Annotated in this window: 18 protein-coding genes; 11 read left to right on the forward strand and 7 right to left on the reverse strand. The window is 59.0% G+C overall.

The window, feature by feature from the left end:
* Positions 1–3: 3 nt before the first annotated feature.
* Positions 4–534 (reverse strand): DUF5943 domain-containing protein, encoded by a 531-nt coding sequence (locus E3W21_RS14445; protein WP_008033249.1) that lies wholly within the window; start codon positions 532–534, stop codon positions 4–6.
* 162 nt (positions 535–696) lie between these two features.
* Positions 697–1,674: a dipeptidase gene (locus E3W21_RS14450; RefSeq protein WP_008033250.1), complete on the reverse strand. Its 978-nt coding sequence runs from the start codon at positions 1,672–1,674 to the stop codon at positions 697–699.
* A 234-nt stretch (positions 1,675–1,908) separates the two neighbouring features.
* Here E3W21_RS14450 and E3W21_RS14455 point away from each other — a divergent pair, with 234 nt between their 5' ends.
* The gene (locus tag E3W21_RS14455; RefSeq protein ID WP_134420562.1) at positions 1,909–2,310 is read left to right on the forward strand and encodes a lysozyme inhibitor LprI family protein; all 402 of its coding nucleotides are present in this window, start codon (positions 1,909–1,911) and stop codon (positions 2,308–2,310) included.
* A gap of 115 nt (positions 2,311–2,425) precedes the next feature.
* On the opposite strand, the gene E3W21_RS14460 is transcribed toward E3W21_RS14455, so the two are convergent.
* A complete protein-coding gene (locus tag E3W21_RS14460; protein ID WP_134420564.1) occupies positions 2,426–2,866 on the reverse strand; it encodes a hypothetical protein in 441 nt (146 codons plus the stop codon).
* 281 nt (positions 2,867–3,147) lie between these two features.
* Here E3W21_RS14460 and E3W21_RS14465 point away from each other — a divergent pair, with 281 nt between their 5' ends.
* Complete coding sequence (locus E3W21_RS14465) at positions 3,148–3,564, forward strand: DUF3010 family protein (RefSeq protein ID WP_134420566.1); 417 nt, start codon at positions 3,148–3,150, stop codon at positions 3,562–3,564.
* Positions 3,565–3,703: 139 nt separating this feature from the next.
* Here E3W21_RS14465 and E3W21_RS14470 read toward each other — a convergent pair whose 3' ends face one another.
* Complete coding sequence (locus tag E3W21_RS14470; RefSeq protein WP_134420568.1) at positions 3,704–4,663, reverse strand: GlxA family transcriptional regulator; 960 nt, start codon at positions 4,661–4,663, stop codon at positions 3,704–3,706.
* Positions 4,664–5,034: 371 nt separating this feature from the next.
* Between E3W21_RS14470 and choX the strand changes: the two genes are divergently transcribed.
* From choX to E3W21_RS14505, 6 genes are all read left to right on the forward strand, one after another.
* Positions 5,035–5,979 (forward strand): choline ABC transporter substrate-binding protein, encoded by a 945-nt coding sequence (choX, locus tag E3W21_RS14475; protein WP_134420570.1) that lies wholly within the window; start codon positions 5,035–5,037, stop codon positions 5,977–5,979.
* Between the two features lie 74 nt (positions 5,980–6,053).
* On the forward strand, positions 6,054–6,941 hold the full coding sequence (locus tag E3W21_RS14480; RefSeq protein ID WP_134420572.1) for a 3-keto-5-aminohexanoate cleavage protein: 888 nt from the start codon (positions 6,054–6,056) through the stop codon (positions 6,939–6,941).
* 141 nt (positions 6,942–7,082) lie between these two features.
* Positions 7,083–8,048, forward strand: a complete 966-nt coding sequence (locus tag E3W21_RS14485; RefSeq protein WP_134420574.1) for an L-carnitine dehydrogenase — start codon at positions 7,083–7,085, stop codon at positions 8,046–8,048.
* A gap of 179 nt (positions 8,049–8,227) precedes the next feature.
* Positions 8,228–8,704 carry a thioesterase family protein gene (locus E3W21_RS14490; protein ID WP_134420576.1) on the forward strand — a complete coding sequence of 159 codons (477 nt, stop codon included), beginning with the start codon at positions 8,228–8,230 and terminating at the stop codon, positions 8,702–8,704.
* A gap of 14 nt (positions 8,705–8,718) precedes the next feature.
* Positions 8,719–9,882, forward strand: a complete 1,164-nt coding sequence (locus E3W21_RS14495; protein WP_134420578.1) for a gamma-butyrobetaine dioxygenase — start codon at positions 8,719–8,721, stop codon at positions 9,880–9,882.
* Positions 9,883–10,192: 310 nt separating this feature from the next.
* A complete protein-coding gene (locus tag E3W21_RS14505; RefSeq protein WP_129440480.1) occupies positions 10,193–10,456 on the forward strand; it encodes a hypothetical protein in 264 nt (87 codons plus the stop codon).
* A gap of 105 nt (positions 10,457–10,561) precedes the next feature.
* Here E3W21_RS14505 and E3W21_RS14510 read toward each other — a convergent pair whose 3' ends face one another.
* Both E3W21_RS14510 and E3W21_RS14515 read right to left on the reverse strand, forming a co-directional pair.
* Positions 10,562–11,665, reverse strand: coding sequence for a GlxA family transcriptional regulator (locus tag E3W21_RS14510; protein ID WP_129440478.1), 1,104 nt, complete (start codon positions 11,663–11,665; stop codon positions 10,562–10,564).
* Between the two features lie 537 nt (positions 11,666–12,202).
* Complete coding sequence (locus E3W21_RS14515; protein ID WP_134420580.1) at positions 12,203–13,579, reverse strand: L-serine ammonia-lyase; 1,377 nt, start codon at positions 13,577–13,579, stop codon at positions 12,203–12,205.
* A 436-nt stretch (positions 13,580–14,015) separates the two neighbouring features.
* On the opposite strand from E3W21_RS14515, the gene E3W21_RS14520 reads away from it, so the two are divergent.
* The 3 genes from E3W21_RS14520 (at position 14,016) to choV (ending at position 17,050) form a co-directional block, all read left to right on the forward strand.
* Complete coding sequence (locus tag E3W21_RS14520) at positions 14,016–14,963, forward strand: choline ABC transporter substrate-binding protein (RefSeq protein WP_129440474.1); 948 nt, start codon at positions 14,016–14,018, stop codon at positions 14,961–14,963.
* Between the two features lie 66 nt (positions 14,964–15,029).
* Positions 15,030–15,875, forward strand: coding sequence for a choline ABC transporter permease subunit (gene choW / locus E3W21_RS14525; RefSeq protein ID WP_129440472.1), 846 nt, complete (start codon positions 15,030–15,032; stop codon positions 15,873–15,875).
* A complete protein-coding gene (choV, locus tag E3W21_RS14530) occupies positions 15,872–17,050 on the forward strand; it encodes a choline ABC transporter ATP-binding protein (RefSeq protein WP_129440470.1) in 1,179 nt (392 codons plus the stop codon). The genes choW and choV overlap by 4 nt, the downstream gene beginning before the upstream one ends.
* A 210-nt stretch (positions 17,051–17,260) precedes the next feature.
* Here choV and E3W21_RS14535 read toward each other — a convergent pair whose 3' ends face one another.
* Complete coding sequence (locus tag E3W21_RS14535; protein ID WP_256661576.1) at positions 17,261–19,210, reverse strand: BCCT family transporter; 1,950 nt, start codon at positions 19,208–19,210, stop codon at positions 17,261–17,263.
* Positions 19,211–19,300 lie beyond the last annotated feature (90 nt).

The raw sequence follows: 19,300 nt of genomic DNA on the forward strand, positions 1-19,300 counted from the left end.
GACTTACAACGGCTTGACGGTGAACAGGCCGTCGTCGTGGCCTTCTTCGGAGCCACCGTAAACCTGTTCGGCAACGGTGCGGATCTTGCTGCCGCGGGCTTGCAGAATCTGGTCCATGGCACCGGCAAACCAGCCCGTGAACATGTAGTCGACTTTGCGGCCGACCTTGCCGTACACGTAGACGAACGCCGAGTGTTCGAGCTTGACGCTGGCAGTGCCTTTGTCGAGGTCGATGTCCTGGATCTTGAACAGGCCCCAACCGCGCTGCGACAGGCGCTTCATGTAGTGCTCGAACACCGCAACGCCTTCCAGGCCGTGGCATTCAGCTTCTTTTTCACACCAGTGCCAGGCGGATTTGTAGCCGGCCTTGTAGAGGATTTCGGCGTAGGCGTCGGCGCCCAGTACTTCCTCGATGCCCATGTGGTTGTTGACGAAGAAATGACGCGGCACGTACAGCATTGGCAGGGCGTCGGAGGTCCAGACACCGGTTTCGCTGTCGACTTCGATTGGCAATTGCGGGGCGATCTTGGCCATGGAAACTTAACTCCAGAAAAATTCGTTGTGTTGTCGTGCCGTAGCAGCTGTCGAGCCTGCGAGGCTGCGTTGGGCGGCGAAGCGGCCCCCGAGGGCGGTCCTGCGGACCGCAACGCAGCCTCGTGCCTCGGCAGCTGCTACAGCGTTCGTTTGAAAAAGGGGTTACTCGCCCCAGACGTCCTTCAAGACGTTGACCCAGTTCTCGCCCATGATCTTGCGGACCACACGCTCGGAATGGCCGCGCTTGAGCAGGGTTTCGGTCAGGTTCGGGAACTCGCCGACGGTGCGGATGCCCAGCGGGTTGATGATCTTGCCGAAGCTGGTCAGGCGGCGGGCGTAGCCCTTGTCATGGGTCAGGTATTCGAAGAAGTCCTGGCCATGGCCCTGGGTGAAGTCGGTGCCGATGCCAATGGCGTCTTCGCCGACGATGTTCATGGTGTATTCGATGGCTTCGGCGTAATCGTCGATGGTCGAATCGATACCCTTGGCCAGGAATGGCGCAAACATGGTCACGCCGACGAAACCGCCGTGATCGGCGATGAACTTCAGTTCTTCATCGGATTTGTTGCGCGGGTGGATTTTCAGACCCGACGGCAGGCAATGGGAGTAGCAGACCGGTTTCTTGGATTCGAGGATGACTTCTTCGGAGGTTTTCGAACCCACGTGAGACAGGTCGCACATGACGCCGACGCGGTTCATCTCGGCGACGATTTCACGACCGAAACCCGACAGGCCGCCATCACGCTCGTAGCAACCGGTACCGACCAGGTTTTGGGTGTTGTAGCACATCTGCACGATACCGACGCCCAGCTGCTTGAACACCTCGACGTAGCCGATCTGATCTTCAAAGGCGTGGGCATTCTGGAAGCCGAACAGGATGCCGGTCTTGCCCTGTTCTTTGGCTTTGCGGATATCGGCGGTGGTGCGCACTGGAATCACCAGGTCGCTGTTTTCGCGGATCAGCTTCTGGCTGGCGGCGATATTGTTCACAGTGGCCTGAAAGCCCTCCCACACCGACACGGTGCAGTTGGCCGCGGTCAGACCGCCCTTGCGCATGTCTTCGAACAGCTCACGGTTCCACTTGGCAATAATCAGACCGTCGATAACGATGCTGTCGGCGTGCAATTCGGCTGGGCTCATCAGGCTGTCCCCTATTAGCGATTCATACGCCGAATCGTGTGCCGGCGCTTTGGGGCCAGCATATGCCTGAGGGAGGGGGCAGCCGGGTGCAAAAACGACAGGGGGTTTGCCGAAAGCGTCAATCTGCGACAAAGGGTCGTCGCCGGACGTCATGGGGCACCTGTTCAAGGGCCTGCGCATGGGCCAGAATTCGCGCCACTACTGGATGCTTTACTGATAAGGGGCGGCGACGCAATGAAATCGATCTTCCTGGCGTTAGCACTGATAGCGACCGGCGTACACGCGGCCGAAGAGTCCGACGACAACCCCTGCGACAAAGTCGAAAACGAGGTCCAGACCCTGGAATGCTCGGTCTACAGCAGAACCACCGCCGAACAGCTCCTAAAAGACAACTATCAAGGCCTGACCGAGCGCATGCAGACGGCCTACGGCAAGAACCCGGCGCAACTGGCCGACATCACCGCCAAACTCAAGGCCGCTCAGCAGCAATGGCTGAAGACCCGGGATGCGGATTGTGCGGTTGAGGCCTTTCCGGCGACGACCGGTAGTAAGGCGTTCACCATTGCGCAGAATGATTGCGTGGCGCGGATGAGTGACGAGCGGTCGGAGTTTTTGGAGTCGATTGGGCAGGAGTGATCGATTGTGCCCCTCAGATTATCGACGTAGATTATGGGACTGGAAAACAGCTGGAATACATTCTGTTTCCAGTCCTTCGATCTGAATTTCAGGAGTGATATTTACTCAAAGGCCACTACAGCTTCCTAATGCGAATATCATCGACCTTTGTAACACCGTCAAACCAAAGTTCCAACTTAGACCGTGGCGTGTCATCCACCTCAAATTTAGTAGTGTAATTAACCCAGCCTTCGGTGCTCGGTAGAAACTCCCATCCTGTGAGTTGACCTTCCAGCTTGATCAGCGCTACAGGGACATTCCCCGTCCCTGGGGGAGTCCGTACAAATGAAAAACTGACTTCATATTCTGTGTGCTGCTCAAAACTTTCGAATGTTTTCTTTATTTGCAGAATCTGTCCCTGGTCTGGGTGATCCAGATAGAACCGCCCGTCTTGAAGCACGATAGCCGAAGAGTCATCGGGGTTGAATGAGGACCAGCCTCCCCAGTCAAAATTATCAAATGTTGTCAGATCGTAGAACGTTGCCAGGACTAATTTTTCATTTAATTGAGTTGTCATTTATTTATGCTCCACACATAAGTAATGATGATGTTGCACTGGGCAGACACTTTATTACTGCGAATCGAAATAGCCTTTAAATGCTACGAAATTATTAGGCTATGAAAAACCCTCGGCGTCTACTGTCATAAATAACAGGTACGACGCGCTATCGGACGGACGGACGGTATTAAGCGTCGTTTAGAGCAGTTCAAGTAAGACAAACAAGAGCACGATGGCTTTGACCCTTGCATCAAGGTGCGCGACCATCTCCATTCCCTCACTCTTCCCCTGGGCAAAGCATGAAAATCTGCGGCATCGAAATCAAAGGCAGCGAAGCCATCATTGCCGTGGCCTCTCTCGACGGTCAGGCGCTGAGCCACGTCGCCCTGGCCACCAAGAAAATCGCCCTCGACGATGACGACGAAGCCGCCAACGTCAACGTCTTCGCCGCTCAAGTCGCCTCGTTTGTACGCGAGAACTCCATCGACCGGATCGCGATCAAGAAGCGCAGCAAGAAAGGTGAATTCGCCGGTGGACCGACCACGTTCAAGATCGAGGGCGTTTTCCAGTTGCTGGAAAATTGCGAAGTCACGCTGCTGTCGCCACAGACCATCAATGCGCAGAACAAGAAGTTCGACTTTGAACTGCCGGGGACGTTGAACAAGTATCAGCATGAAGCGTTTAAAGCGGCCTGCTCCGCCCTGATGAAGAAGTAAAAGCGAAACCGGATCAAAATGTGGGAGCGGGCTTGCCCGCGAATGCGGTGGATCAGTTGACATCAATGTTGAATGACTGACCGCATTCGCGAGCAAGCCCGCTCCCACATTTTGTCTTGTGTACAGGCTTCTGGCGCGATCAAACCAGTTCCCGACCATCCCCCAGCCGCCGTCGGTCTTCCCTTGGACACCGCTCAAACCGTGCCCGATAACTCCGGGTGAAATACGACGGCGATTCAAACCCGCACGCGATACTCACTTCCAACACGCTCATGTCCGTCTGCCGCAACAGCTGCCGGGCCTTCTCCAGCCGCAAGCGCAGGTAGAAATTGCTCGGTGTGTCGTTCAGGTGCAGGCGAAACAATCGCTCCAACTGCCGTCGCGTCACCTTGATCGATTCGGCCAATTCCAGCGTGCTCAGCGGCGGTTCGCTGTGCTGCTCCATCTCCCCAATCACATGAACCAGTTTCTTGTTGCTGATGCCATAACGCGTGGCGACTTCCATGCGCTGGTGGTCTTTGCGCGGGCGAATGCGGCCGAGCACGAATTGTTCGCTGACCTGGATCGCCAGTTCCGGGCCATGGGCCTGGCTGATGAGGTCGAGCATCAGGTCGATGGACGCAGTGCCGCCGGCAGAGGTGATGCGCCGGCGGTCGATCTCGAACAGCTCCTGGGTGACGCTGAGCTGTGGATAAGACTCCTTGAACGCGTCGATGGCTTCCCAGTGCAGGGTCAAACGGTGGCCGTCGAGCAGGCCGGCCTCGGCGAGGATGAAGCTGCCGGTGTCGATGGCGCCGAGGGTCACGCCTTCGTTGTCCAGGCGGCGCAGCCAGTGTTCCAGCGCCGGGGTTGCGAACTTCAGCGGCTCGAAACCGGCTACCACCAACAACGTCGCACCTTTCTTCAGCGGTTCCAGCGCCGCATCGGCGTTGACCGACATGCCGTTGCTGGCCAGCACCGCCCCGCCGTCCGCGCTGAGCACATGCCAGCGGTAGAGCTCGCCACGAAAGCGATTGGCAACCCGCAGCGGCTCGATGGCAGAGATAAATCCAATCGCCGAGAAACCCGGCATCAACAAGAAGTAGAAATCCTGGGACATGGAGCGCACTCGACTGGCAGGTAACGAGAGGGCGGGAAGCGTGTGGACGTTGATACGCCACTTGCAAGAGGCATTCAAGAGCGCAGGTCGCTGCAGTGCAAGAGCTGGTCGCCGCAGTGCGCTTTAGCGGGCCTTAAGCTGCGTAACTTGGCATCACCGGCGCACGGCGCATCCGGTCTTACGGATAGCTGCTCAATTTTTGCGGCGTCTGTTGCCCCTCAAGCTGCGTTGCCGCTCCTCTTCATAGCGAGCTATGACTCGTCGCGGCGCCTTGCCTGAGGACAACAGCCACTCGCCAAAATATGAGCGCTATCCGCAAGACCGGATGCAGACGACCGGACCCACAATAACGAACTGCCGAGGAACCTGAGATGAAACGACTGATCAGCAGCTGTGTTCTTGCACTCAGCGGTACCGCTTTTCTGAGCGCCAGCGTCATGGCGGCCGAACCTGCTTCATGCCAGAACGTGCGCATGGGCGTTGTGAACTGGACCGACGTGATCGCCACCAGCGCCATGACCCAAGTCCTGCTCGATGGCCTCGGCTACAACACCAAACAAACCAGCGCTTCCCAGCAAATCATCTTCGCCGGGATCCGCGACCAGCGCCTGGACTTGTTCCTGGGCTACTGGAACCCGCTGATGACCCAGACCATCACCCCGTTCGTCGATGGCAAGCAGGTCAAAGTGCTTGAAGCGCCAAGCCTGAAAGACGCCCGCGCCACCCTCGCCGTACCGACTTACCTCGCCGACAAGGGCCTGAAAACCTTCGCTGACATCGCCAAGTTCGAGAAAGAACTGGGCGGCAAGATTTACGGCATCGAGCCGGGTTCGGGTGCCAACACCCAGATCAAGGCGATGATTGCCAAGAACCAGTTTGGCCTCGGCAAGTTCCAGTTGGTCGAGTCCAGTGAGGCCGGCATGCTCGCGGCGGTGGATCGCGCCGTGCGCCGCAACGAGGCCGTGGTGTTCTTCGGCTGGGCGCCGCATCCGATGAACGTCAACGTGAAGATGACGTACCTCACCCGCAGCGACGACGCCCTGGGCCCGAACGAAGGCATGGCCACGGTCTGGACCGTCACCGCGCCGAAATACGCCGAGCAATGCCCGAACATCGGTCGCTTGCTGAGCAACCTGAAGTACACCGCCGAAGACGAGAGCCGGATGATGCAGCCGCTGCTGGATCACAAGGACGCTTTCGAGTCGGCCAAGCAATGGCTGAAAGATCACCCGCAAGACAAGCAACGCTGGCTCGAAGGCGTGACCACCTTCGATGGCAAACCCGCTGCTGAAAACCTGCAACTGACCACCAAATAAACCCGATTGAACCACCGACTCGCAGCCCGACCGGGCTGCGAACGGAATCATCACGCCTGCAAGGAACCCGCCTCATGAACCACGACGTCATCATCACCTGCGCACTCACCGGTGCTGGCGACACGACCAGCAAGAGCCCACACGTGCCGGTCACCCCGAAACAAATCGCCGCGGCCGCCGTGGAAGCCGCCAAGGCCGGCGCCACCGTGGTCCACTGCCACGTTCGTAACCCCGAAACCGGCAAATTCAGCCGTGATGTAGCGCTGTATCGCGAAGTGATGGAGCGCATCCGCGAGGCGGACGTCGACATCATCGTCAACCTCACCGCCGGTATGGGCGGCGACCTGGAAATCGGCGCTGACGAGAACCCGATGGAGTTCGGCCCGAACACCGACCTGGTCGGCCCGCTGACCCGTCTGGCCCACGTTGAAGAGCTGCTGCCGGAAATCTGCACCCTCGATTGCGGCACCCTGAACTTCGGCGACGGCGACACTATTTACGTGTCCACCCCAGCCCAGCTGCGCGCTGGTGCCAAACGCATTCAAGAGCTGGGCGTGAAGGCCGAGCTGGAAATCTTCGATACCGGTCACCTGTGGTTCGCCAAGCAGATGATCAAGGAAGGGTTGCTCGACGACCCGTTGTTCCAACTCTGCCTGGGCATCCCGTGGGGCGCGCCGGCCGACACCACCACCATGAAGGCCATGGTCGACAACCTGCCTGCCAATGCGGTCTGGGCCGGTTTCGGCATCGGTCGCATGCAAATGCCGATGGCTGCGCAAGCGGTGCTGCTTGGCGGCAACGTGCGGGTCGGCCTGGAAGACAACATCTGGCTGGACAAGGGCGTACTGGCAACCAACGGCCAACTGGTCGAACGCGCCTCGGAAATCCTCAGCCGTCTCGGCGCCCGTGTTCTGACGCCGGCGGAAGGCCGGGCAAAAATGGGCCTGACCAAGCGCGGTTAACTGCTAACAACTCTTTCCAACTGTGGGAGCGGGCTTGCTCGCGAAGAGGCCGTTACATCCGACATTTCTGTCGACTGACACTCCGCTTTCGCGAGCAAGCCCGCTCCCACATTGGATCACCGAATTTTTTAGGACGTCGCCATGAGCTTTATCACTGATATCAAAACCTTCGCCGCCCTGGGCAGCGGTGTCATCGGCAGCGGTTGGGTGTCTCGCGCCCTCGCCCACGGCCTCGACGTGGTGGCCTGGGACCCGGCGCCCGGTGCCGAAGCCGCGCTGCGCAAACGCGTCGCCAATGCCTGGGGTGCTTTGGAGAAACAGGGCCTTGCGCCGGGTGCATCGCAGGATCGGCTGCGCTTTGTCGCAACCATTGAAGAATGCGTTCGCGACGCGGATTTCATTCAGGAAAGCGCCCCTGAGCGTCTGGACCTGAAACTGGAACTACACGCCAAAATCAGCGCAGCGGCCAAACCCAATGCCTTGATCGGTTCCAGTACTTCCGGCCTGTTGCCGAGCGAGTTCTACGAGAGTTCGACGCACCCGGAACGCTGCGTCGTCGGGCACCCGTTCAACCCGGTTTATCTGCTGCCGCTGGTGGAAGTGGTTGGCGGCAAAAACACCGCCCCGCAAGCCGTTCAAGCGGCAATGAAAGTCTATGAATCCCTGGGCATGCGTCCGCTGCATGTGCGCAAGGAAGTACCCGGTTTTATCGCCGACCGCTTGCTCGAAGCGCTGTGGCGTGAGGCGCTGCACCTGGTCAACGACGGTGTGGCGACCACCGGTGAAATCGATGATGCGATCCGCTTTGGTGCGGGTCTGCGCTGGTCATTCATGGGCACGTTCTTGACCTACACCCTGGCGGGTGGCGATGCGGGCATGCGGCACTTCATGGCGCAATTCGGGCCGGCGTTGCAGTTGCCGTGGACGTATCTGCCGGCGCCGGAGCTGACGGACAAGTTGATCGATGATGTAGTGGATGGCACCAGTGATCAGTTGGGCACACACAGCATTTCAGCGCTGGAGCGCTATCGTGATGATTGCTTGCTGGCGGTGCTGGAGGCGGTGAAGACCACCAAAGAGAAGCATGGGATGGCGTTTAGCGAATAACCCTCAGCTATGGGCCAGCAAGGCTGGCCCCTTCGCGAGCAAGTCGAATCGTCGCACCGCCGCTCCCACAGTTGATTTGAGGTGTGAATACAATCTATGTCACCCAGCAAATCCCCTGTGGGAGCGGGCTTGCTCGCGAAGACGGCAGCCCAGTCACCACACATCCTGGATCACTCATCATGCCCACCCTCACCACCTACCAAACCAAAATCATCCCCGACTGGGTCGACTACAACGGCCACCTGCGCGATGCCTTCTACCTGCTCATCTTCAGCTACGCCACCGACGCGCTGATGGATCGCTTAGGGCTCGACAGCAACAACCGCGAAGCCAGCGGCAACTCGCTGTTCACCCTCGAACTGCACCTCAATTACCTGCACGAAGTAAAGCTCGACGCCGACGTCGAAGTGCACACCCAAATCATCGGCCACGACAGCAAACGCCTGCACCTCTATCACAGCCTGCATCTGGTCGGAGATGACAAGGAACTGGCGGGCAATGAGCAGATGTTGCTGCACGTCGACCTTGCCGGACCGCGATCCGCGCCGTTCAGCGAAGACACTTTGGGCAAGCTGCAAGCCATCGTCGCCGAGCAAACCGACCTTCCCGCCCCCGACTACATTGGCCGAGTGATCGCGTTACCCCCTAAAAAATAACAAGGAGATCGCCATTGAACACCGCCGCCGCTTTTGCCGACTTCCGTACCTACCCGTTGATCAGCGCGTTGACCGCCGTACACACCCTGGCGGACCGAATTCAAGTGAAGTGGGCCGATGACCGTGTCAGCCCGTTTCATCATCAGTGGCTGCGGGACAACTGTCCGTGCCCGCTGTGCGTCTACACCGTGACCCGCGAGCAAGTGCTGGAAATCGTCGACATCGCGGAAAACCTGAAGCCCTCGGACGTCAGCATTGATGCCGAAGGCTGCCTGCGTGTCGACTGGCAGGACGGCCATCTCAGCCGCTTCGATCCTGGCTGGTTACGGGCCCACGCCTACGACGATGAGTCCCGCGCCGAACGCCGGGCTGCCAAGCCAAAAAGCCAGCTCTGGAACAGCAACCTGAAGCTGCCAGTGTTCGAATACCAGTCGTTGATGAACGACAACGATGCCCTGCTGCAATGGCTGCTGGCCGTGCGCGATACCGGCCTGACCCAGGTCCGCGGTGTGCCCACCGAGCCGGGCTCGTTGAAGTTGATTGCCCAGCGGATTTCCTTCATCCGCGAGAGCAATTTTGGCGTGCTGTTCAACGTGCAATCCAAGGCCGATGCCGACAGCAATGCCTACACCGCGTTCAACCTGCCGCTGCACAGCGACCTACCGACCCGGGAGCTGCAACCGGGGCTGCAATTCCTGCATTGCCTGGTGAATGACGCCGAGGGTGGCGAGAGTATTTTCGTTGACGGTTTTGCCATTGCCGAAGCCTTGCGCGATGAAGATCCCGAGGCGTTTAAAAGCCTGTGCGAAATCCCTGTGGAGTTCCGTAATAAAGACCGCCACAGCGACTACCGCCGTCTCGCGCCGATCATCGCGCTGGATGCCTTGGGGCAGGTTTCGGAAATTCGCATGGCGAATTTTCTGCGCGGTCCGTTCGATGCGTCGGTCGAGCAGATGCCCGCTCTCTATCACGCCTACCGCCGCTTTATTGCGATGACCCGGGAAACGCGGTTCCGCGTGATGACGCGGCTGAATCCCGGCGAAATGTGGTGTTTCGACAACCGCCGCACCCTCCACGCCCGCAACGCCTTCGACCCCGCCACCGGCGCCCGGCATTTTCAGGGTTGCTATGTCGACCGTGATGAATTGTTGTCGCGCATCCTCGTGCTTCAACGCTAAAACCGCGTAATCGTTCTTCGCGAGCAACCCAGACACTACATTCCTTCCTGATTCACAGGCAAAAAAAACCCCGATCAAGCCGTGACAGGATCGGGGCAGAGGTGGGTACTGTTGAGGAGCCGTTGCGCGAGGGTGACCAAACCTTCGTGAAGCCAGCTGATCCCAGTGTGCCCACTCTCCTCCTGTGCAAGTTAGCCGAAAACGACCTGTTCATAGGTATTGCGGCCATTGCGACAAATCGTCCTTGCCGCCACTCCGTACCCCTACGAGAATCGAGCCACGACACCGTTCCCTGAAGAAGGATTGCGTCATGATGCACGCCGATTTGATAGACCAGGAAGACCTGTTGGGCCAGCTCAAGGCGTTGGGATTTGCAGTGCCCCCTGGCGCAACCGCTGAGCAGGCCTGCGAATGCGCGGTACGGGGCTTGAACAACGAACGGGCAATGGAACTGCGGACCATGGTCAAGCAGATGTACACCAGCAGCGCGACCATTCTGCCGGCCGTGCGCCAGGCCATCGACAGGCAATTGCTGCCCGCGTTGGCGGAGTATCAGCAGAGCCGTAGCGCCTGATAAACCGCTTTCGCGAGCAAGCCCGCTCCCACATTTGACCGTATTCCCCCTGAGAGACTCGGTCGAATGTGGGAGCGGGCTTGCTCGCGAAGGGAGCGCCTCGGTCTAGAGCCTTACGCTGGCGAACGTCGACTCATTGCGCGCCTGACTCAACGCCGACAACGGCCCGGACAACGGCGACAGCACCAGTGCTTGCGGCAGCGGCATCATCGCCACTTGTTGCGTGGTGTTGGAACCTACGCGTTCGTCACGCGGCGGAATGCCGAAGTATTCGCGGTAGCACTTGGAGAAGTGCGGCGTAGACACGAAGCCACACACCGACGCCACTTCGATGATCGACATCGGCGTTTGCTTGAGCAGTTGCCGGGCGCGAATCAAGCGCAGTTTCAGGTAGTAACGCGACGGCGAGCAGTGCAGGTATTTCTGGAACAGTCGCTCCAGCTGACGACGCGACACGGCGACATAAACTGCCAGCTCGTCGAGGTCGATCGGCTCTTCGAGGTTGGCCTCCATCAGCGCCACAATTTCCTGCAACTTCGGCTGGTTGGTGCCGAGCATGTGCTTGAGCGGCACACGCTGGTGATCCTGCTCGTTGCGGATGCGTTCGTAGACAAACATCTCCGAAATCGCAGCGGACAGTTCACGACCGTGATCGCGGCTGATCAGGTGCAGCATCATGTCCAGCGGCGCGGTGCCACCGGAGCTGGTGAAACGGTTACGGTCGAGGGTGAACAGACGGGTACTCATGGCCACACGCGGAAACGCTTCCTGCATAGCGGCCAGGCATTCCCAGTGCACGCTGCAATCGAAACCGTCCAGCAAACCGGCGCAGGCCAAGGCCCAGCTACCGGTGCAGACCGCGCCCAGACGCTTGGACTGACGCGCCTGGCTTTGCAGCCACGAAACGTGTTCACGGGTAACAGTGCGCTGGATGCCGATACCGCCACAGACAATGATGGTGTCCATGGGAGGCGCTTTGTGCATGGAGGCGTCGGGGGTGATCTGCAGACCGTCACTGGCCCAGACCTGACCGCCGTCGACGGTAAGCGTGCTCCAGCGATACAGCTCGCGACCGGACAATTGGTTGGCCATGCGCAGGGGTTCTACTGCGGAGGCCAGAGAAATAAGCGTGAAATTGTCCAGCAGCAAAAAGCCGATGGATTGAGGCGCACGGTTCTGGGGTTGGGCCCCGGAGTTGAACGTCGTCATCGCGGTATCTCCTCACACAAAGCGGGTGATGGCCTCAGGCGGAGGCTCTTGTTATTGCCATCGTTCTCGCGTGGGAGACGGGCTTTGTAATGACAGAGCAAATGCCATGCCTAAAGTTGAATGGCCGTTCAATAACTCCTGAAAACGACGTCGCGATGTGTCTAGATGTGACGCGCGGGGAGTGGGGGTGATAAGTGCCATTATCGGCGGGAGGCGCTCTGCCCCGTAGGGCGTGAGCAAATCGGTAGCACTTGTGGGAACAGGGCTACAGCGACCTGGTGAAGAGTGTCACCACAAGCACAGGTGACAGGCGGTAATGGCCAACTTGGATCCCGGATCTCGGGCAAGTCGCTTATCTGTAAGCGACGCGCCAAAACGTGGCGCGTTTTGATTCCGGTGTTCACTTAGCGCGCAGTTTTGACTGGTCTGGCGCCTTCGCGAGCAAGCTCGCACACAGTTGACCGAGTTCTCTCAGGGTAATGCGGTCGAATGTGGGAGCGGGCTTGCTCGCGAAGCAGGCAACTCGGTATTACTGACTCAGCACTCAACCGCGCTAACCGCCAACCCACCGCGCGATGTCTCTTTATATTTGTCATGCATGTCCGCGCCGGTATCACGCATCGTGCGGATCACCCGATCCAGCGAGATAAAGTGCTGACCGTCGCCACGCAGCGCCATCTGCGCCGCGTTGATCGCCTTCACCGCGGCAATCGCGTTGCGCTCGATACACGGCACTTGCACCAGCCCGCCCACCGGGTCGCAGGTCAGGCCGAGGTTGTGTTCCAGGCCGATTTCCGCCGCGTTACACAACTGCTCCGGTGTGGCACCCAGAATTTCCGCCAGCCCGGCCGCCGCCATGGCGCAGGCCGAACCGACCTCGCCCTGGCAGCCGACTTCGGCACCGGAAATCGAAGCGTTCTTCTTGCACAGAATCCCTACCGCCGCCGCACTGAGGAAATAGTCGACCACGTTGGCGTCGGTCACCACCTCGCTGAACTTCATAAAGTAGTGCAGCACCGCCGGAATGATCCCCGCCGCACCATTGGTCGGTGCTGTGACCATGCGCCCGCCAGCGGCGTTCTCTTCGTTGACCGCCAGGGCGAACAGGTTGACCCACTCCATGGCGCTCAGCGTCGAGCCGATCACATTGGGTTTTCCCAACTCTTGCAGGCTACGGTGCAACTTGGCCGCGCGCCGGCGCACATTCAGGCCGCCGGGCAGGATGCCTTCGTGCTTGAGGCCTTGTTCGACGCAATCCTGCATGGCCCGCCAAAGCTTCATCAGGCCGGCGCGGATTTCCTCTTCGCTGCGCCAGACCTTCTCGTTGGCCATCATCAATTCGGCGACGCGCAGGTTGTGATGCTTACAGAGGCTGAGCAGCTCGGCGGCACTGGAAAAATCGTACGGCAACACCGTGCGGTCCAGGTCCACCACACCGCTGGAGGCTTGTGCTTCATCGACGACAAAACCGCCGCCGATGGAATAGTAGGTGTCGCGATGCAGCTCGCCGTCATCACCGTAGACGATCAGCGTCATGGCGTTGGGGTGGAACGGCAGGTTCTCGTCGATCAGGCGCATGTCCCGGGCCCAGTTGAACGGGACTGACAAACGACCGTCGAGCAACAGCGTGTGGGTTTCGCGCAGGGTTTCGATGCGAATTCCGATTTGCGATGGATCGATCGCGTCCGGCCACTCGCCCATCAGGCCCATGATCACTGCGTTGTCGCTGCCGTGACCGATGCCGGTGGCCGACAACGAACCATAAAGCTGAACTTCGACGCGCCTTACTTGTTCCAAAAGACCCTGCTCACGCAAACCTTGCACGAACAACGCGGCGGCCCGCATAGGCCCCACGGTGTGCGAACTGGAAGGGCCGATGCCGATTTTGAACAGGTCGAAAACACTGATAGCCATTACTGCCGAACTCCTGGATGTGCCTACTCCAGACGCAAAAGCGCCCAGTGACGGAGCTGCTACGCTCAAGCTGCAATCCGCCGAGATGGCCGCATCATCAGCCTTTTGTCATGTCGTTCGACGTCTCACACCGACGCACTCATGCCCACCAACGCCGCGGGCCTTTGACGCTGCGTTTTCGCCGTTTTTTTTGCGGATCAGAGGGGCAAAGAGGGCTGAAAAAAGCTGTAAACGACGTCACCGACACTGGATGCGACCATCCCTGTACTGGTTACGACGCCCCCTGTAGGCGTCAGATTTTCACTGGTACATGATCGTATCGACTCGATTGCAAGGCGCCGTGGTAGAGCTGTCTCCAAAACGCCATCCAACCGCAACCTATAAGTGCGGTGGTCCAGTCGGAACACTGCCAAAAAAAACACCAAGGAGTCCATCCATGAAAGGTTCCCCGTCGTTGTTGTTGGCCGCCATGCTGAGTCTGCCGCTTCTGGCTCACGCCGCAGAACCGGCTCAATGCAGCACCGTAAACTTCTCCGATGTCGGCTGGACCGACATCACCGCAACGACCGCCACCACCAGCGTCGTCCTCGACGCCCTCGGCTACAAGACCAAAACCACGATGATTTCCGTACCGGTGACCTACAAGTCCCTGGCCGACGGCAAGAACATGGACGTATTCCTGGGTAACTGGATGCCGACCATGGAAAACGACATCAAGGCTTATCGCGATGCCGGCACCGTGGACGTCGTGCGCACCAACCTCACAGGCGCCAAGTACACCCTCGCCGTACCTCAAGCGCTGTATGACAAAGGTCTTCACGACTTCGCCGACATTCCGAAATTCAAGAAAGAACTCGACGGCAAGATCTACGGCATCGAACCGGGTAACGATGGCAACCGTCTGATTCAGAGTATGATCGACAAGAACGCCTTCGGCTTGAAAGACGCCGGATTCAAGATCGTCGAGTCCAGCGAAGCGGGCATGCTGTCGCAAGTCGACCGCGCCCAGAAACGCGATACCGCCGTGGTGTTCCTCGGCTGGGCGCCCCACCCGATGAACAAGCGCTTCAAGATCCAATATCTCACTGGTGGTGACGATTACTTCGGCCCCGACTTCGGTGCCGCCACCGTGGCGACCAACACTCGCAAGGGTTATGCCCAGGAATGCAGCAACGTTGGCCAGTTGCTGAAAAACCTGGAATTCACCGTCGACATGGAAAGCTCGCTGATGGGCAACATCCTGGACGACAAAATGAAGCCTGACGCGGCCGCCAAGGCCTGGCTGAAAAAGAATCCACAGGTCCTCGATACCTGGCTCGCTGGCGTGACCACCATTGACGGTAAACCAGGCCTGGAGGCCGTGAAAGCCAAGCTCGCGCAGTAATCGCTTACGCCGGGCGAGTTCGCTCGCCCGGGCTGTTTATTTCCTTGCATGCGGACGTTCACTACCATGCTGATTGATCAGAAAATACCTTTAGGCCAGTACATCGCGGGCTTCGTTGAATGGTTGACGCAACACGGCGCCAGCACCTTCGACGCAATCGCCGTGTCACTGGAAACGATGATCCACGGCGTGACTTTTGCGCTGACCTGGTTCAACCCGCTGGCATTGATCGGCCTCATCGCGCTACTGGCACACTTCATTCAACGAAAGTGGGGACTGACCGTTTTTGTCATCGCCTCCTTCCTGCTGATCCTCAATCTGGGGTACTGGCAGGAAACCATGGAAACCCTTGCCCAGGTGTTGTTCGCCACCCTGGTCTGCGTGGTCATCGGCGTGCCGTTGGGCATCGTCGCCGCGCACAAACCGATGTTCTACACACTGATGCGTCCGGTGCTCGATCTGATGCAGACCGTACCGACCTTCGTGTACCTCATTCCTACCCTGACCCTCTTCGGTCTGGGTGTGGTCCCGGGCTTGATTTCGACGGTAGTGTTCGCGATTGCCGCGCCTATCCGCCTGACCTACCTGGGCATTCGCGATGTTCCGCAGGAACTGATGGACGCCGGCAAAGCCTTCGGCTGCTCGCGCCGTCAACTGCTTTCACGGATTGAACTGCCCCACGCCATGCCAAGCATCGCGGCCGGTATTACCCAGTGCATCATGCTGTCGCTGTCGATGGTGGTGATCGCGGCACTGGTGGGCGCCGACGGCCTGGGCAAACCCGTGGTCAACGCACTGAACACTGCTGATATCGCCCTGGGCTTCGAAGCCGGCCTGGCGATCGTACTGCTGGCGATCATGCTCGACCGTATCTGCAAACAACCCGAAGCCAAAGTAGGGGGTGACGCATGAGCATTATTCGCTTCGAAGACGTCGACGTAATCTTCTCCAAAGACCCGCGCGAGGCCTTGAAACTCCTCGACCAGGGCATGACACGCGACCAGATCCTGAAAAAGACCGGGCAGATTGTTGGCGTTGAAAAGGCCAGCCTGGACGTCGAAAAAGGTGAAATCTGCGTACTGATGGGCCTGTCCGGCTCCGGCAAGTCCAGCTTGCTGCGCTGCATCAACGGTCTCAACACCGTCAGCCGCGGCAAGTTGTTCGTCGAGCACGAAGGCAAGCAGATCGACATCGCGTCCTGCACCCCGGCGGAACTGAAAATGATGCGCACCAAGCGCATTGCGATGGTGTTCCAGAAGTTCGCCCTGATGCCTTGGCTGACCGTTCGCGAGAACATCAGCTTTGGTCTGGAAATGCAGGGTCGTCCGGAGAAGGAACGCCGCAAACTGGTGGACGAGAAGCTTGAGCTGGTGGGCCTGACCCAGTGGCGCAACAAGAAGCCGGACGAGCTCTCCGGTGGTATGCAGCAACGTGTGGGCCTGGCCCGCGCGCTGGCGATGGACGCCGACATTCTGCTGATGGACGAACCGTTCTCGGCCCTCGACCCGCTGATCCGCCAAGGCCTGCAAGACGAACTGCTGGAACTGCAAAGCAAGCTGAACAAAACCATCGTGTTCGTGAGCCACGACCTCGATGAAGCCCTGAAGCTCGGCAGCCGTATCGCAATCATGAAAGACGGCCGCATTGTTCAGTACAGCGTGCCGGAAGAGATCGTGTTGAACCCTGCGGACGATTACGTGCGGACCTTCGTGGCCCACACCAACCCGCTGAACGTACTGTGCGGTCGCAGCCTGATGCGCACCCTCGACAACTGCAAACGCATCAACGGTTCGGTATGCCTGGATCCGGGCGGCGATTCGTGGCTGGACCTGGCGGAAGGCAACACCATCAAGGGCGCTCGTCAGAACGGCGCGAGCCTGGATCTGCAGAACTGGGTGCCGGGTCAAGCGGTTGAAGGGTTGGGTCGTCGGCCAACGGTAGTGGATTCGAACATCGGCATGCGCGAAGCGCTGCAGATTCGATATCAGACGGGCAACAAACTGGTGCTGCACGACAACAACAAGGTGGTCGGGATTCTCGGTGACAGTGAGCTGTATCACGCACTGCTCGGCAAGAACCTGGGTTAAGGCAACACACACAAAAACGCCGCGAGAGGATCGCGGCGTTTTTGTTTATCGGGACATCGGGTAATGCGGCGTCGAAGCTGATGGCCCCTTCGCGAGCAAGCCCGCTCCCACATTGGATTTGTGAACGACTCAGATCAAATGTGGGAGCGGGCTTGCTCGCGAAGAACACGACGCGGTGCTTCAGATCGAAACACCGCGTCCTATCAAGTTTTAGCTATAGACCCGGCCAAGGAGCTGCCGATGGCTTTCAAACTGATCGAGCACATCACGGGTGATCTGATCCGAAGTGAAGCCCATCAAGTCGTAGTCCTGGCTGCCATTGTGCAGGTACACCTCGGCGCGGTAGTAACGTGCGCGGGGCTCATCAGCACTTTCAGCCGAAACCATGTCGCTCGCCGCTGCCAGATAGCCGTCCAGGCTCACTTCGTAGACAAAAGGGTTGCCCTCTTCCATCTCGATCCGCACGCCCATGCAGCGTTTCGACTTGCCCAGCAACGTCTGCACATCCAGACCCTGAGCACGCAATTGCACAGCTGCATCTTCCAGCGCTGGGCTGACTTGCTTGTCCATGAAACGCTGAACAATCGACTGATTCGGCTGCAAGTCCAGCTGCGTCAAACGCTCGCTGAAACCACGACGACCGCGCGCAGCCAGCTCCGCTTGCTCCTGTTCGATCTGCACGTCCTGGCGCATGGCCTTGTGCAGGCCAAACATGAAGAACACCAGCACCACCGAGAACGGCAGACCGGCGAGCACCACCATGGTTTGCATGGCTTCGAAGTTACCGGCGAACAGCAGGCCGATGGTCACCAGCGTGATCACCGCCGACCAGAAGATCCGCAGCCAGTGCGGGGCGTCTTCGTCGACGTTACCGCCCTTGCACGAAAGGTTGGCCATCATCACCGCGCCGGAATCCGCCGGGGTCAGGAACAACACGAAACCGACAAAGATCGACACGCCGATCACGATTTTCGACGCAGGGTAATGCTCCAGCAACTGGTAAATCGCCATCGACGGCTGCTCCAGCGCCGTCTTGCCGAGCTCCACCGCCCCATGGTTCATCACCAGGTCCAGGGCCGAGTTACCGAAGATCGACAGCCACGCCAAGGTGAAGCCCAGTGGAATCAGCAATACGCCGGCCACCAGTTCACGCACCGTGCGACCACGGGAAATACGCGCGATGAACATGCCGACGAATGGGGCCCAGGAAATCCACCAAGCCCAATAGAACACGGTCCACAGACCCAACCAGCGGTCGGACTTCTCACTGTCGCCTTCGTACACATAGAGGTCGAAAGTCTTCAGCACCACGCCGTTCAGGTAGTCGCCAATGTTTTGCACGAAGCCGTTAAGCAGGTGCAGGGTCGGGCCGAACAACAGCACGAAAATCAACAGACCGCTGAACAGCACGATGTTCAGGTTGGACAGACGGCGGATGCCGTTTTCCACGCCGGACACGGCAGCGATAGTCGCCACGGTGCTCATCACGATGATCACGATCAGCAGATTGGTATTGCTGTGTTCCATGCCGAACAGGTTTTCAAGCCCCGACGACACTTGCAACGAACCAATCCCCAGGTTGGTCACCAGCCCCAGCAGGGTCACGAACATGCCGAAGCCGTCCACCGCGTGACCGGCCGCGCCTTTGACCCAACGCTCGCCCACCAGCGGATACAGCGCCGAACGCAACGCCAGCGGCTGGTTATGACGGTAGGCAAAGTACGCCACGGCCAGGCCGACCAATGCGTAGATCGCCCAGCCATGCAGGCCCCAGTGCAGGAACGTCAGCTGAACCGCCTGACGGGCGGCAAGGTTGCTGGCGGCCACGCCTTCTGGCGGGTTGAAGTAGTGGTCCAGCGGCTCGGAAGCACCGAAGTACAACAGCGAGATGCCGATACCCGACGAGAACAGCATCCCCGCCCAGGCGCCATAGCTGAAGTCCGGGGTGTCGTCTTTGCTGCCCAGTTTGAGCTTGCCGTAGGACGAAAACGCCAAGCCGACGACGAATACCAAATAGGCGGCGATCACCACCATGTAGTACCAGCCGAAGCTGCGGGACAACCAGGCCTGGGCAATACCGAGCAATCTGCCAGCCTCTTGCGGGGCGATAATCAGAATGGCGGTCAACAACAGGATCAACGCGGTAGAGGTGTAGAACACCCAACCGTTGACCGTCACCTTCTCGGGTGGGGTCTTTATAAGAGAGGCAGAACTCATGGCACAGATGCTCCAGGCAGTGCGAGAGAAGAA

The sequence above is a fragment of the Pseudomonas sp. F01002 genome (assembly GCF_004402115.1).
GTDB lineage: Bacteria > Pseudomonadota > Gammaproteobacteria > Pseudomonadales > Pseudomonadaceae > Aquipseudomonas > Aquipseudomonas frigoris.